We start from the raw sequence: 15,096 nt of genomic DNA on the forward strand, positions 1-15,096 counted from the left end.
CATTACTGTATTTTCTTTTCGAGGGGGTTCCCGTGTCGCTTTCCCAATGCGTCCCTTTTTTCCAAGAGCTTTCCGCCAACAATGAGAAAACCTGGTTCCACGCCAACAAGCCGCGTTTTGAGAAAGAGATCAAAGGACCCTTTACTGATTTGGTCCAAATCATGATTATGCTTATCGGCCAAGAAGGCCCGCCCCTCGCGATTACGCCCAAGGACGCCATGTTCCGTATTTATCGCGACGTGCGGTTTTCCAAGGATAAAACGCCTTACAAAACCCATGTCGGCGCCGTGATTGCACCTGGTGGCCGCAAGGATCCCGGTCCCGGCTTTTATTTTCAAATTGGTGCCGAGGGATTGTTTGCCGCCGGCGGTTGCTTCCAGCCGGGAAAAAATGAGTTGCTCGCCATCCGTCGGGCCATCGCCAAGGAACCCGAGGTGATCGGTGATTTGACCGCGGCGCCCGCTTTTAAGGAAACCTTTGGCGCCCTGAAAGGCAACCGCAACAAAATCCTGCCCAAGGAATTTAAGCCGGTTTTGGCGACGCAACCGCTGATTGCCAACAAGCAATTCTATTACGCCGCCGAGTTGGGCTGTGATTGGTTAGATGATGAGCGTTTGCCGCAACGTTTGTTGGAAATTTACCGAATCGGCAAGCCGCTCAACGATTACCTGGCAGCGTCGCTGCGTGTGTAGGTTTGACCTCTAACTGCTCGTAATAACAATGATGGCAGGCCGGTAAGTACTTTTCTTCGGCGCCCAAATCAATCGTGGGCCCGGCGAGGGTGGCTTTTCCGTCCAGGAGTTTGAGGTTAAAAATAGCCTTGCGGTTGCAATAGGCGCAGGTGGTTTTGACTTCCTCAATTGAATCGGCCAGCTCCATCAAGCGCCGGGCGCCCTCGAAAAGCCCCGTTCGAAAATCCGTGCGCAGGCCGTAGCAAATCACCGGGATTTGGTGATCGGTGGCGATTTCACGCAAACGGTTGATGACTTGGGGTGGAAGGAACTGGGCTTCGTCGATCAGCACGCAGTCGATGTTGTGAAACAGTTCGTCCTTGAGTTCGCTGTCGCCGTTAATCAGAATATCGGCGGGTTTTTCCAGACCCGCGCGCGAGCGAATGGTGCTCGCCGCCCAGCGGTCATCCAGTTCGGGTTTGAGTAACAAAGCTTTTTTGCCCTGTTGTTGGTAGTTGTGGGCGACGGCGAGCAAGTTCAGGGTTTTGGCACTGCCGACCGTGCCGTAACGAAAGTAGAGTTTGGCCATGGTGTTTCCTACAGGTGGTGATGCACCGTGGTTTTCCGGCTCGGATGTCCAATACAGCGGCGGTGCATGCGCGGGTGGGACCGGGCAAGCCGCACCGGTGCATGGCGGGCGGAAAAGTCGGGGTAAGCGTCCCTATTTAACACCCTGAAACGTGCGGACGAAAGAATTTTTGGGCAAAAGCCGGGCGGATTGCTTTTCGGCCGCCTCACATGGCACAATAGCGCGGTCCGTCCGCCACCCATTTGCGACACCGTCGGCCTTTTCCGAACCTTGCGGTTCTTGCGTTCCGCTCCTTGGGCGGCTGAAACCCGGGCGCGACGCGATTGTCTCCCGTTTCCACTTCCAAGTTTGGGGATGTTTCATGTTCAAAAAAGTCTTGATTGCCAACCGCGGCGAGATTGCGATTCGCGTCATTCGCTGTTTGCGCGAGCACGGCATTCAATCCGTTGCCGTTTATTCCGACCCGGATCGCGACAGCTTGGCCGTTCGTTATGCCCACCAGGCCGTTCATTTGCCCGGCAACACCAGCGCCGAAACCTACATGGATATTGAAAAAGTTTTGGATGCCGCCAAACGCACCGGTTGTGAGGCGATTCACCCGGGTTACGGCTTTTTGTCCGAGAAGGCCGAGTTCTCCCAAGCCTGTCGTGATGCGGGGATTGCCTTCATCGGCCCGCACCCGGAATCGATTTCCAGCATGGGCGACAAAACCACCGCGCGTGAGTTGATGATTAAGGCCGGGGTGCCCGTCACACCGGGGTTCCAAAATGAGAACGGCGACCGTCGGGAAGCCTTGCAGGCCGCGCAGGAGATGGGTTTCCCCGTCATGATTAAAGCTTCGGCCGGCGGTGGTGGTAAAGGCATGCGTCGGGTGGATCGTGCCGAGGATTTCCTTTCCAATTACGACATGGCCGCTTCCGAGGCCAAGTCGGCCTTCGGCGACGACCGCATTTACATTGAGAAATTCATTCAGAATCCGCGTCACATTGAGGTGCAAATCGCCTGCGACAAACACGGTAACGCGATTCACCTCGCCGAGCGCGAGTGTTCCGTTCAGCGTCGTCACCAGAAAGTGGTGGAGGAAGCGCCTTCGCCCGCGGTAACCCCTGAGATGCGCGCCAAGATTGGTGAAATCGCGATTCAAGCCGCCTTGGCCGTGAATTACGATTCTGTCGGGACCATCGAGTTTCTGATGGACAAGGACAACAACTTTTTCTTCATGGAAATGAACACCCGTTTGCAGGTGGAACACCCCGTGACCGAATGGATAACCGGGGTTGATTTGGTGCGGCTCCAGTTGCAAATCGCCGCCGGCGAAAAACTGCCTTTCAGCCAGGACGACATCACCATTACCGGTCACTCCGTGGAATGTCGTGTTTACGCCGAGGACCCCGAGAAAAACTTTATGCCGTCGCCCGGCAAAATTACCAGCTTGTTGACGCCCAGTGGTTTGGGGGTTCGCGACGATTCCGGGGTTTATCCCGGCTACGAGGTCCCCATTTATTACGATCCCATGATTTCCAAGCTGACCACCTGGGGCCGGGATCGCGAGGAAGCGATTTTGCGAATGTCCCGTGCCTTGGGCGAATACCGCGTCGGCGGGATTAAAACCAACCTTTGGTTCCACCGAGCCTTAATGCAACATCCCGCTTGGCTTGCCGCCGACCTGGATACCGCCTTCATCGAACGCCACCCCGAGTTGTTACACAAAGGTTTGGACGAGGGTCACATTGAACCGGCCCTGATCGCGGCCGCGATTAAACATTACAAAACAGAAGCGCGGCGTGGCGCAGCCGGGCCTGATGAACAAACGCAAAACAGCAGCCAATGGAAAGCCGGCGCACGTTTGGCCGTCATGCGGTATCGGAGTTTATAACCATGGAATTGATTGCCACTATTGATCAGAACGAGTACCAACTCAAGGTTGAGCAGCTCGGCGACCATCGTTTCCGGGTGAACATCAACGGCGTTGACCACGAGGTTGATTGCATGGAGGTCATGGAGGATCTTTATTCAATGATCCACCATGAACGCTCCTACGATGTCCATGTCCACCACGGCAAAAAAGGCCATATCGAAACCCATTTCTACGACGACAGCTTCCATGTCGAAGTGGTAGACCCCATGCAGAAGATTTTGGATCAAGCCATGGGAGGCGGCGGTAAAGGGCCCGCGGCCTTGGAAGCCGCCATGCCCGGTTTGGTGCAGCGTATCCTTGTCAAGGAAGGCGATGAGGTTGCCATGGATCAGGGGCTTCTGGTGTTGGTTGCCATGAAGATGGAAAATGAATTGGGCAGTCCCAAGGCCGGGGTGGTCAAGGAAATCCGCGTTAAAGAAGGCGACAACGTCGAAAGCGGCGCCGTCCTGATCACCATCGAGTAGCGTCGTGCGTGGTTCCTTTTGGGGACCCGCTTCTTTTTTTGATCCAAGAGGAACCTTTGGCGGCTCACGACCCATCACCTGCATCGCTACCGCTCGACGACACTGGACCTTGGTTGGTGGAAGTCGCTTTGCCGGTCCCTTTGCGGCAAACCTTCACGTACAAAATACCCGCCGGTGATATCAATCCGGCCGTCGTCAAACGCGGTTTGCGTGTTTTGGTGCCGTTTCGCTCCAAGTTGCTGTACGGCATCACCATGTCCGACGCCTACCAATCGGCCGATGCATATCCACGCACCCGTTATCTCGTCTCTTGTGATACGCGCCAAATCGTGATCGCCGAGGAAGTTCACCATTTGTTGGACTGGATGGTGCGTTATTATCGCGCCCCCATCGGCGAAGCCGTCAAACTCGCGTTGCCACCCGGCGTGCTTAACGAAAAGGAGATCCAATTTGCGCTGTCGCCCAACGGGAAAACTTTTGCGGAAAGCGAGGCCGGCGGGATTGTGTTGGCGCAATTGCTCGGCGGTCCGCTGACCCGTAAGGAATGGCAGCTTAAAGCCAAAACCGAAATTAAGTTGGAGGACATCCGATTTTGGGAAGATCAGGGTTACCTGTTCATTCAGTCCCGTGATCGCGAAAAAGAAAGCATCCCCCACGTTACCGTGGTCGTGGTCACCGAGGCCGGTCGCGCCGTGGATCCCACCGAGCTGGGACGGGCCTACAAACAAATTGAGTTGCTGCGTTGGTTGCGGGTGCGGGAGACCCATTTCGCCAGAATTCCCGAGATTTACGCCGTGTTCGGTTCCGCCTCGCCGTTGCTTAATCAACTTGAGAAAAAAGGGTTTATCGAGAGAAAGCGCATTCCCAAATACGAATTACTCGGCGATGATGCCGAAACCACGGCCGACGCGGTTCACACCCTCACCGAGGAGCAAGGTGCCGCTTTTGAGGAAATTACCGCCGGTTTGGACCTAGCCCGATTTTGCTCCTTCCTTTTGTTTGGCGTAACCGGCGCCGGCAAAACCGAAATCTACTTGCGCGCGATTCAGCACTGCCTGGAGAACGGCCGTCAAGCCTTGTTCCTCGTTCCCGAGATCGCCCTTACCCCCCTCATGCACCGGCGCATTCGTGATCGCTTCGGTGAGCGACTCGCGATCTTGCACTCCGCCGTCGGTATGTCGCAGCGTTCCGAGGCTTGGGCCAACGTCTTGGCCGGCAAGGTAGACGTGGTCTTGGGCGCGCGTTCCGGGGTGTTTGCTCCCCTGCCTCGTTTGGGGTTGGTCATCGTGGATGAGGAGCACGACCAAAGTTACAAACAAAACGACGGCATTCGCTACCACGCTCGCGATTTGGCGCTGGTGCGCGGCAAAATGGCCGAGGCGGTGGTCGTTCTTGGCAGTGCCACCCCGAGCTTGGAATCCTGGCAAAACCATCGCCGCGGTCGTCATCATCTGTTAACCCTAACCAAACGCGCCACCAAGGCCAAATTACCCGAGGTGGAAATCCTCGACATGCGCGGTGAATTTAAGGCGCAGCGCAAGCGGCCGCTGTTGAGCCGCCGTTTGCAAGCGGCAATCGGGGAAACACTGAAATCCGGCAATCAGGTGATGATCCTGCTCAACCGTCGCGGCTACCACAATTTCCTTTTGTGCCGCAAATGCGGCCATGTCGAAATGTGCTCCCAGTGTGAGGTGTGTTTAACCTTTCACCGTACCGACGAGCGTTTGCACTGCCATTATTGCAACGAGATCCGACCCGTTCCCGCCGCGTGCTCCAGTTGCGCGGCCGACGGGGTTGCCCTCCAGTTTTTCGGGGAGGGGACGCAGCAAATTGAAGCCCATATCCAGGAACTTTTTCCCGATTATGTCGTGGACCGCATGGACCGAGATCGTCTAAGTGCCCGTGAGGCCCACCAAAAAATTCTCGATAAATTTGAGTCGCGGCAAACCGATATCTTGGTCGGTACCCAAATGATCGCCAAGGGTCACGACTTCCCCAATGTCACCTTGGTCGGCATCGTCAACGCCGATCAGGGCTTGCGTATTCCCGATTTCCGCAGCGCTGAAACCGTGTTCCAATTGTTGACCCAGGTGGCCGGGCGCAGCGGGCGCGGCAAGAATCCCGGTCGGGTTGTCATCCAAACCTACATGCCCGAGCACTACTGTATTCGCTTCGCCGCCGATCACGATTTCCTCGCGTTCTTAAAAAAAGAACTCACCTATCGTGAACACCTGTTTTATCCGCCCTTTGCCCATATGATCAACATTATGGTGACCCACAAGGATGATCAAAAAGCCGCCCAGGCGATTCAGTGGATGGCTGCTCAGCTCAACAGTGTGAAGCAACGCGCCGACCTCGTCGTGCTTGGTCCGACCAAGGCGGCCATTGGGCGTATCAAAGGCGCCTGGCGCTACCAAATCGTGCTCAAGTCGGGAGACCGCGCCAGTCTGCATGGTTTCGCCGACCAGGTGGTAGAGACCTGCGTGGCGCGGGGTTTGATCGAGAGACCTGCCGTTACCTTCGACATCGATCCTTATCAATTCCTTTAGCCTGTTCTGGATTTATGTAACGCTGCTGTAAAAGGCGTTTTGTGTCGCGATCAGTCTTTGTTCGGTTTAAGGGTTCCTGTCGGTCGGTGTTACGGTGAATTTCGTTTTGTTAAGGGATATCATCGATTGGATACCCCGCTTGAATTCCTTGCCCAAGCCGACGGGTTTCGGGTTATTGTAGAGCGATTCAAACCTTAAGGCCGATTCATGAAAATGACCTGCAGACATTGCAAAGCAAACCTCGCGCCCGAAGTGGTGTTTGAGAACTGTACCCAGAGTTGGGTGGAACAGCGTTGGGCGTATTTTATTTGTCCTAAGTGTTCGAAAGCGATGCATTTGGAAGTGAAGGACGAGTTTGTGTTCGTTGGTTTCCTGGACGGCGGTCCGAGTTCCGCGTTTATCTACGAGCGAGGTTACACCGTTGAGGGGCTCAAGGTGTTTGTCGACGGTAACGACTTGGTCCTGCATTTGGGCAATATGGAGCGGCGTCTGCCGCGGAAAGAACGCTAGCCCGCATTTCTCACAAGGCGTTCTGCCGCGGGGCAACCCATGCGATGACTTCGGTTACTCAGTCGAGCAATTCGCGACGTAGCGCTGCTACGCCGAATGGTCGGCCCCGCTCCCTTTGCGCTTGGTCGTCATCTTCGTACTCCCAAGGCTTTCAGCTTCTCGCGACGAATCCTCGTGAGAAATGCGGGCTAGGCTTAAGTTTCCGCGCGCCAACCACGAATGAGCCACACTCCGATGGGCGTGTAGCAGGTTGCCGCGACCAGGACCGCGCTGGGTGTACCCAACCGGATCCAGGACTGGTGTACCGCGATCAAGGGTGTCAGCAACAGCAACCAGCGGCCCAGTAAAAGCCAGGACCCGCGACCCACCAGAAGCCAGGCTACGAAGATAAAGCCTTCCGTGAGGATCGTCATGACGGTGGCCCCTTGGGCGCCCCAGCGGGGAATCGCCCAGGCGTTACCCGCCATGTTCAAGAGGGTGGCCGCGACACCGGTGACCAGGGCGAAGCGTTCCATGTTGCGGGCGAATAACCAGCGGCTGAGGATGCCGTTGGCGAACATAATTGGCAGACAGGTCGCCAGCAGGTACAAAACGGGCAAGGCGCCGTCGAAGGCTTCCCCGGCCAGTAAGCCGCCGACCGGTTTGCCGAACAACCACATGCCGCACACCCCGCAGGCGCCGATCACCGTGAGTCCCGCGAAGGCTGTGTCAAACAAGCGGGCACGCCGTGTTTCGTCCTCTGCCTGGACCAGTTTTGGATACAGGACCGCCGCCACCGCGCCGCTAATGAACAAGGTGCCTTCCACCAAATCGTAGGCATTGGCGTAGTTCCCCGCCGCCGCTTCCCCCGCTAAGGGAATCAGCATGACCTGGTCGATGCGGAAGTACAGAACCGTCACCAAGGTGTAGGCACCCATGAAAAGAAAGGAACGAACCGCCTCCGGGTCGATAGGTTTGCCCTCCGGTGGCAACAAGCTCCATGCATGCTGACCGAAACAAACGCGCAGGCCTAGTACCCCGGCAAAACACCAGGCAAAAACATCCAAATCGGGATTGGGTACAATCATCGCCGCCAGGGCCGCCGCGATGGCAAAACCGCCTACTTTAAAAAACGACATCGCCGCCAACCGCGGTGTGTCGGATTTGCCCTCGTAGATCGCTTGTTGTGCAACCCCGATACCGTCGAAAATCAGAGCGACCCCAAAAGCCGCCGAGGCAAGTGCAGGGTAGGCCCCGTTGGCGACCAATACCGCGCCAATCAGCCAACACAACAGCCACAGGCCGGACTTGGTCTGGAAAAGAAAACGTTGGGCCCGCGCACGATCAATGTTTCCCGCTGCTACCGCGCGCGAGAGCCACACCTCGAAACCCATGTTGCTGAGCACCGACAAGATACTGAAGAGCGAGAACAAACCCGCCCAAACCCCTTTGGCTTCAATACCCAGAAAGCGGTTGAGGTACCACAGTGCGAAAAAAACATAGAGGAGGCGACCCGTCAGATGGGCCACGTGTAACAGAAGAATGGATTTGAGCAATCGCAGACCTTTCGTGGTGGAATCGTACCGCTTACCGAATATGTGCGCGCACGATACGGGCGAGGTGGGTGTTGCAGGCGATCACCTCGCCGCCGTCGACGTCAAACGGCTTGCCGTTGAGCCTACTCAAAATACCGCCGCTTTCCTCCACAATCAAGCAACCCGCCGCCATATCCCAGGCGTTGAGGCCGTCTTCCAGAAAAACATCGAAGCGACCGCATGCCACGTAGCACAAATCGAGCGCCGCCGAACCAAGACGGCGCAGACCACGCGTATGCATGAGGAAGGATTCAACGCGGGCCAACAATTCCGGCATGCGTTCGCGGCGGTCGTAGGAGAAACCCGTTACGCCCAAGGCCTCGGCAAGCGATGTTTTTTCGCCGACGCGGATCATGCGGCCGTTGAGCGTGGCGCCTTTGCCGCGGTGTGCTTCAAACCACTCATCTTTGATGGGGTCGAACACAATACCCGCGCGCAGCAGACCGGTTTCCATCAAGCCGATGGAGACCGAAAAGTGCGGAAAGCCGTTGGCAAAATTGGTGGTGCCGTCGAGGGGATCGATGATCCATTTGAATCGGTTACTTCCCTCGCGACGTCCGCTTTCTTCCGCGACGATGGTGTCTTCCGGGACTTCCGCGTCCAGAATGTCGAGAATCGCACGTTCGGCCGCACGATCAATATCGGTCACCAAATCGAGTTCGCCTTTTTGATCGATGTGCAGCGTTTGGCGGAACCCATTGCTGAGCACGCGACCGGCTGCTTCGGCGGCGCGTTTGAGAATTTCGACCCGTTGTTCCATCGTGTTCTCCTTGATAAGGGGGTTCCCGCGTTTCGCTTTCACGGGCATTGGGAAAAGGCCTCATTGAACCATGTCCGTGTGAAACCCTTGTGAAGTGAAGGCGGCGCGCTTGCCGGCATTTTTCGTCAGAGCAAGCCCGCGTCCGCAAAACTGAAGTGGTTTGTTTGGTTGAAGATAAGATGATCTAGAAGGGGAACGCCGAGCAGATTGCCCGCCGCCGCGATTTGACCCGTAACGCGGATGTCGGCCTCGCTGGGGGTGACCTTGCCGCTGGGATGGTTGTGGGCCAGGATGATCGCGCAGGCGCGGTCCGTCAGAGGATCGGCAAAGACTTCACGTGGGTGAATGAGGCTGCGGTCTGCTGTTCCCACCGAGACAACCCGAATTTCGAGGATTTCGTTGGCGCCGTTGAGCGAGGCGCACAGCAGGTGTTCCTGTTTTTGACGGGCGTAAAGCTGGACCAGCGGCAGCAAATCCGTTGGCTTGAGGATTGCCAGACCTGCCGGTCGAATCCGCCTGCGGCTGTATTCCAGGGCCGCCGCCAGTTGACAGGCCTTGGCCGGTCCGATGCCTGACAACTTGAGTAACGCGGGCAACGCCTTGGATGGGTCATTGTCCGCTTGTTCCAATGCCGCATGAACTTTTCCCGCAAGCTGGTGCAGCGGTTGCGAGGCCGTTCCGCCGCCAAGCAAGGCCGCGATCAATTCATGATCGCTGAGATGGGCCGGCCCGCGCTGAAGTAACTTCTCGCGGGGTCGGTCAATCGGGCTAAGGTCGTTGATGCGTTTCTGCATGGCGGGGATTAAGCGGGAAGGAGGAATTTGATCGCGACAAAACCGCCAATGAACAGAATGACCGCCGCGAGCGTGAGTTTGTCGAAGTAGCGGTCGATAAATTGAACCGCCGGCTCGCCAAACGCTTTGACGATGCCCGCGACCAGGAAGAAGCGCAGGCCGCGACTGATGGCCGAGATGATGATGAACGGCAAGATGCTGAAATGGGATACACCCGCGGTGATGGTGATGACTTTATAGGGGATCGGCGAAACCCCGGCCGCAAAAATGACCCAGGATCCATAGGCCTCGTACCATGCTTGAAATGTCTCGAACTTGCCTTGGGCGCCGTAGAGATGGAGGATCGGCTGGCCGATGAATTCAAAGAAGAAGTAACCCAAAGCGTAACCGAACAAACCGCCCAAAACCGAGGCGACCGTGCAAATTGCCGCGATCCGAAAGGCCTTGTCCCGCTGCGCCAAACACATCGGCATCAGCATCACATCCGGCGGGATTGGAAAAAATGAGCTTTCGGCAAAGCTGATCAAAGCCAGCCACCAGGTGGCCATCGGCTTTTCCGCCAGAGCCAGGGTGCGGTCATACAATGATCGAATCCAGCCCATGATGCGTCCGTACAGGTTGGTTGGGGGAGGCGCCGTAGTCATGGTGGGTACTCCTATTTGCCCGCGGCAATCGGGGTTGCCGCTTGAGTGGATGAATCGGAAACAAGTTGGGTCATGTCCGTCAGGTTCGGGCGCAGCGGGGTCAGCGTGGTCCGGCCGCTGTAAAAGACGCTCATGTCCGTGGGTGCGTTTGTTGGGATTTTAGGATGATAAGGTCCGATCCAGTAATAATCTTTTCCCCGAGGGTCGGTACCCTGTTCGATGCGGCTTTCAAAGCCGCGCGTGTCCAGTGGTGCCGTGACCACTTCGCCGGTTCCTTGGTAGGGCACGTTGAGGTTCCAGACCACCCCGCCCGCGGGCCCCGCATCAAGCATCTTTGCCGCCTGCTCAGCCGCTGTTCGCGCTGCCGCATCAATGGCAAAGCCACCCTGACCGTCGCGGCCCGCCGATACCGCCAGGCCGTCCAACCCCGCGATTTGCGCATCCAAACAAGCGCCGATGGTTCCTGAATAACCCGTGTCCCGGCCTAAGTTGGGGCCGTGGTTGATTCCAGAAACCAGCAGTGCCGGCCGACGGATGTCTTTCAAAAGGTGCAGGCCTAGGCGAACACAGTCGACCGGGGTGCCGTTCACGCCGAAACGGTGGCGATCAATATGCCGCAAGCGTAGGGGGTGGTTGATGGTGATTTTGCGGCCGACCCCGGATTGATCTTGTTCCGGTGCCACGACCAATACCCAACCTAAAGGTTGCAACGCCGCGCGTAATGCGGTGATACCGCGGCTGTCGTAGCCGTCGTCATTCGTGACCAAGATCAAAGGTTTGTCGCTGTCTTGCAGTTCCTTTATTTCAGGCAAACTGTTCATCGCCAAAACGCTCCAGGTGTTCAATCGGCTCTCGGCCGGGATGTGCAGGTCGGCCCCGCTCGGGTTAAGCTGCCTATCCTAGCATGAACCCAATCTCACCGTGTCCGGCTCTAAATGATCGTTGGCGGACAACCGCTTTATTCGGTGTTTCTTAAACGGTTCCTGTTAAAGATTGATGAGGGCGGCGCCCTTGTTTCCGGCCCTTTTTATAAAATCCGCACTCAACTTTTTGTGAGCGCTTTCGTTTGGTGTTAGGCTGATGCACGATACTCCCGTGTCACACAGGTTTCACCGGCATCCGGTTGTGGAACCATTTGTCTTTAGGTAAATCACTTATAGTGAAGGAGATGGTTATGAAGGGTTTTTTCCCGACCACAACGGGTTACGCCGCCGGGGTGCTTCTGGTGATGGTTATACTGGGTTCCTCTTCCTGTACGACCGGTGTTAACTATTCCCAGTCACTTTTTAATCACATCCCCGCCGACCCCGAACTGCTGGTGTTGGTGCGTCCCAACGACCTCACCAAGTTACTCGAGGTTTCCGTCGAGGAACTTGACCTCAGTACCTTGTTTGATAACCGTCTTGATATCGATACCAAGGATATTCAGCGTTACAAACAATTGCTCAGCGACACCTTGGAAGCGGTTGGGATCCCTTGGCCGAAGGTGGAATCGGTTGGCTTTATGGTGTATTTGGAGAAACCCGTCGTGTTGATCAGCGGGGAGTTCACCCAGCAGGCGATTGTCGACAAAATGACCGAGCTAGGTTTTAAGCAACGTGCAAATGGTTATTTCGATTATGTTTACGATAAAATGAAGGTCCACGTCCCAGCTGACGGGCTCATTATGATGGGTGAAAACGACATGCTCGAATTCCTCATGCTTGTCCCCGATGAACAGCGATTGTGGAACCGTCCCGATTTTGCCGAATACCGTCGTGTCACCCCGTTGGACAACAGTTTGTTTGTTTGGTCCGTCCCACCCAAGAATTTCCTCAACGACTTTGAGCACCGCGACCAGCTTTCCAATGTCAGCCTCGCGATGAACGTGAAAAACAATGTTACACTGAACGTCGCGGTCCGTTTAAAAACTTCTCAGCATGCTACTTACCTCTATGACGTGGTCTTTGGATTTGTCAGTTTAGGGCGCGGTATCTTCGGATCCGACCCCGAGCTAGGGCCCCTGATGAAATCCCTCCAGATTCGTCAAGAGAAAGCTTCCGTGGTTACGACCTTGGTGGTTCCCGCTTCTCAGTTGCCCGCCATCAAGGACCGACTGATCAAGGAGCTTGACAGTCAGGAAAGTCCCACGCTTTCCAAGTTGAAGAATTTTCTCGACGGTCTGAACTAAACGCATCAGCAGGGAGTGTCGTTCTAAACATGCGCAGGAACAACGCCGCGCTCGACGGCGAAACCGACGAGGGTTTGATGAACATGGTTGCCAAAGACCGACTCGACGCCTACGAGGTGCTCGTGAAACGTCATCAAAACCGCGTCTATCGCTTAGCCGGTCGCATGCTCGCCTCGGAAGAGGACGCTTGGGATGTCAGCCAGGAAGTGTTCATCAAGGTCTTCAATGCGCGTCACAGCTATGTCGAAAACGCCAAGTTTACGACATGGTTGTACCGCATTGCAAACAATGCGGTTATTGATCGCATACGCCAAATTAAACGGCACGCCAAGGTGGTTTCGATGGACGACATGTTAACCGAAGTGAAAGCCGAACCCAACAGTGCTCATCGCCATTTGGAACTGTCCCAGGTGACTGACCAAATGTCGGCGGCCTTATCCAAGCTCAGTGAGCGGCAACGCAGCATGGTGTTGCTCAAATATTACGAGGGTTGTTCCATTCAGGAAATTGCCGAAGTTTTTGATTGCGCGGCCGGCACCGTCAAAGCCACCTTGTTTCAGGCTTTGCGTGGGTTGCGCGGCCATCTCGCCCGTGGGGGCGTCTTGTCAGCGGAGGTCGGATCATGAATCACGAAGAAGAATACGAGGCGTTGTTTGACCGCTTAGAGTCATGCCGTCAACAAGGCGCGCCGCCATCGTCCGACGAGCCCGAGTTACACGACTTATTAATGATTTCCCAAGCGCTTGATCAGTTGGGCGAGGAGCCTGTTGAAATGCCGCGCGCCTATGAGTTCCGCCAAACCCTCATGCGGCGGGTTCGTCGCCGCCCGGTGTTGCGTTCCTTTTCCGCCGGTCTGGTTTTGGCCGCGACCATTCTAGCCGGGCTGTTGTTTTTGCGTGAGCCGCCGGGGCAACCCTCTCGCGAGATTGTGATTCAGCCGGAGATGATTAACCAGGTGATTGAAAAACAAGCCCGCACCGACATGGTTGATTACCTCGAGAACACGGAACTGCTCTTGGTTTCCATTCGGGATTTCGATTTTAAGTGTTCCGACGATTCGCTGGATATGGCCATGGAAAAGAAGTTGGCGCAGGGCCTGTTAATGCAGCAAAAGATGTTCCACCACAGCTTAACCGATCCGCGTTATTTCCAAGCGCGTGAACTTTTTGACCAGTTGGAACGAATATTGGTGGATGTGAACAACCTCGATCCCTGCAGCGATCAAATGGAGATCGAGTTCCTCAACAAACACATCAATAGCAAGCGGATCCTCAGCAAGCTGCGCGTGATCGCACAAGAAATTCAATATTCATAGGGTGTACTATGTTGTTTATTTGCCACACATTACTGATCGTTTCACTCAATGTGAGCACCCTGCAAACCGGCGCCGAGGAGTTCGAGCTGTGGAAGCAGGCACGCGTCCACTGGTACAACAAAGAATGGAGTGAGGCCGCGCGGGCCTACCAGGACCTGATCGCGACCTATCCCGACAGCCCCAGGCGCTGCAAAAGCGAAAACTACCTGGGGTATTGTTACGATCGCATGGGTAACAAGAAAGAGGCTTTGGCCATTTTCGAGGGCATCATCAAGCGTGGCGACTGCAAAGCCGAGAACATTCTGGATGCCAAGGGCGAGCGCCTCAAGTTGGCGCATGAGTTGATCGAATCGGATCGGAACAGAATGGTTCAAATTCTGTTGGACGGTCTGAGCGACGACAACGGCGATATTCGCCTTCAAGCGGCGTTGTTTTTGTCCAACCTTGATCGCGATGACGGCTTGCCGGTGTTTTTCGAGATTGTTGAGAAGGAGCGCGATATCGACCTGCGCGATACCGCCATCAAGCACATCCTCAAATTAGGTTCTAAGGCTGATAAGGAGCGTCTGGATCGTCTTATAAAGAGACCACGTGCTGAAGCCGGGGTGAAACCCAAGATGATTCGCATCATCATTCGTCAGCTCGATCCATCATCCGACGATACCGAGGTGAAACTCAACTTGCCGATTAGCCTCTACAACATCGCCATCAAGTCATTTAATGATGATCAACTCAACGCCATTGAGGAGCAAGCGGGCATCGATCTGAAGAAACTTCAGTTTAATTTGGAGGACCTGCAGTCAGGCCATGTTTTGTTTGAGGTGGTAACCGGGCAGGAAGAAATCAAAATGTTTCTGGAGTAAGGGGTTGCCGGCCCCTGTGATTCAGTGGAACAGGTTTGTTTTCTGATGTTTGCGAAAAAAAGAAAGAAAAGTTTAAAAAAGGGTTTGACAGTTTGAGGGCGAATCCCTAGAATCTGCATCTTGTCGGCGGCACACAACGCCGAGTTGATTGAAAGTTGAAAATGGAAGAGAAACACGTCATTACCGACACGAGGTTGGTAATGAACCTAGTCAGTTTCGTTTGTTCTTGAAACAAACAACAGGCATCAACATGAGAGTTTGATCCTGGCTCAGAA

The 15,096-nt window shown here is 55.3% G+C and carries 15 protein-coding genes; 9 read left to right on the plus strand and 6 right to left on the minus strand.

What is annotated here, in order from left to right; translation table 11 throughout:
* Window positions 1-32 precede the first annotated feature (32 nt).
* Window positions 33-692 carry a TIGR02453 family protein gene (locus J3U88_RS01885; RefSeq protein WP_207856422.1) on the plus strand — a complete coding sequence of 220 codons (660 nt, stop codon included), beginning with the start codon at window positions 33-35 and terminating at the stop codon, window positions 690-692.
* Here J3U88_RS01885 and J3U88_RS01890 read toward each other — a convergent pair.
* Window positions 658-1,260 (minus strand): thymidine kinase, encoded by a 603-nt coding sequence (locus J3U88_RS01890; RefSeq protein ID WP_207856423.1) that lies wholly within the window; start codon window positions 1,258-1,260, stop codon window positions 658-660. The genes J3U88_RS01885 and J3U88_RS01890 overlap by 35 nt on opposite strands.
* 361 nt (window positions 1,261-1,621) lie before the next feature.
* Between J3U88_RS01890 and accC the strand changes: the two genes are divergently transcribed.
* The 4 genes from accC to J3U88_RS01910 all read left to right on the plus strand — a co-directional run bounded on the left by accC (window position 1,622) and on the right by J3U88_RS01910 (window position 6,701).
* On the plus strand, window positions 1,622-3,136 hold the full coding sequence (gene accC, locus J3U88_RS01895; RefSeq protein ID WP_207856424.1) for an acetyl-CoA carboxylase biotin carboxylase subunit: 1,515 nt from the start codon (window positions 1,622-1,624) through the stop codon (window positions 3,134-3,136).
* A 2-nt stretch (window positions 3,137-3,138) separates the two neighbouring features.
* Entirely contained in the window at window positions 3,139-3,642 is a 504-nt protein-coding gene (locus tag J3U88_RS01900) for a biotin/lipoyl-containing protein (RefSeq protein WP_207856425.1), read from the plus strand.
* 56 nt (window positions 3,643-3,698) lie between these two features.
* The gene (priA, locus tag J3U88_RS01905; RefSeq protein ID WP_207856426.1) at window positions 3,699-6,191 is read left to right on the plus strand and encodes a replication restart helicase PriA; all 2,493 of its coding nucleotides are present in this window, start codon (window positions 3,699-3,701) and stop codon (window positions 6,189-6,191) included.
* Window positions 6,192-6,548: 357 nt separating this feature from the next.
* Entirely contained in the window at window positions 6,549-6,701 is a 153-nt protein-coding gene (locus J3U88_RS01910; RefSeq protein ID WP_207856427.1) for a hypothetical protein, read from the plus strand.
* Between the two features lie 194 nt (window positions 6,702-6,895).
* On the opposite strand, the gene J3U88_RS01915 is transcribed toward J3U88_RS01910, so the two are convergent.
* From J3U88_RS01915 to surE, 5 genes are all read right to left on the minus strand, one after another.
* On the minus strand, window positions 6,896-8,236 hold the full coding sequence (locus tag J3U88_RS01915; protein ID WP_207856428.1) for an oligosaccharide flippase family protein: 1,341 nt from the start codon (window positions 8,234-8,236) through the stop codon (window positions 6,896-6,898).
* 31 nt (window positions 8,237-8,267) lie between these two features.
* Window positions 8,268-9,035 carry an inositol monophosphatase family protein gene (locus J3U88_RS01920; protein ID WP_207856429.1) on the minus strand — a complete coding sequence of 256 codons (768 nt, stop codon included), beginning with the start codon at window positions 9,033-9,035 and terminating at the stop codon, window positions 8,268-8,270.
* 125 nt (window positions 9,036-9,160) lie between these two features.
* Window positions 9,161-9,829 (minus strand): JAB domain-containing protein, encoded by a 669-nt coding sequence (locus tag J3U88_RS01925; RefSeq protein WP_207856430.1) that lies wholly within the window; start codon window positions 9,827-9,829, stop codon window positions 9,161-9,163.
* Window positions 9,830-9,837: 8 nt separating this feature from the next.
* Window positions 9,838-10,473, minus strand: coding sequence for a YqaA family protein (locus J3U88_RS01930; RefSeq protein WP_207856431.1), 636 nt, complete (start codon window positions 10,471-10,473; stop codon window positions 9,838-9,840).
* Window positions 10,474-10,484: 11 nt separating this feature from the next.
* Window positions 10,485-11,294: a 5'/3'-nucleotidase SurE gene (gene surE / locus J3U88_RS01935; protein WP_207856432.1), complete on the minus strand. Its 810-nt coding sequence runs from the start codon at window positions 11,292-11,294 to the stop codon at window positions 10,485-10,487.
* Between the two features lie 353 nt (window positions 11,295-11,647).
* Between surE and J3U88_RS01940 the strand changes: the two genes are divergently transcribed.
* From J3U88_RS01940 to J3U88_RS01955, 4 genes are read left to right on the plus strand one after another with little or no spacing between them, the layout of a single operon-like run.
* Entirely contained in the window at window positions 11,648-12,643 is a 996-nt protein-coding gene (locus tag J3U88_RS01940; RefSeq protein ID WP_207856433.1) for a hypothetical protein, read from the plus strand.
* A 29-nt stretch (window positions 12,644-12,672) separates the two neighbouring features.
* Window positions 12,673-13,269 (plus strand): RNA polymerase sigma factor, encoded by a 597-nt coding sequence (locus tag J3U88_RS01945; protein ID WP_207856434.1) that lies wholly within the window; start codon window positions 12,673-12,675, stop codon window positions 13,267-13,269.
* A complete protein-coding gene (locus J3U88_RS01950) occupies window positions 13,266-13,958 on the plus strand; it encodes a hypothetical protein (RefSeq protein WP_207856435.1) in 693 nt (230 codons plus the stop codon). The genes J3U88_RS01945 and J3U88_RS01950 overlap by 4 nt, the downstream gene beginning before the upstream one ends.
* A gap of 8 nt (window positions 13,959-13,966) precedes the next feature.
* Window positions 13,967-14,821 (plus strand): tetratricopeptide repeat protein, encoded by an 855-nt coding sequence (locus J3U88_RS01955; protein WP_207856436.1) that lies wholly within the window; start codon window positions 13,967-13,969, stop codon window positions 14,819-14,821.
* Window positions 14,822-15,096 lie beyond the last annotated feature (275 nt).

Origin of the sequence: Acanthopleuribacter pedis (genome assembly GCF_017377855.1) — a bacterium.
Lineage (GTDB): Bacteria > Acidobacteriota > Holophagae > Acanthopleuribacterales > Acanthopleuribacteraceae > Acanthopleuribacter > Acanthopleuribacter pedis.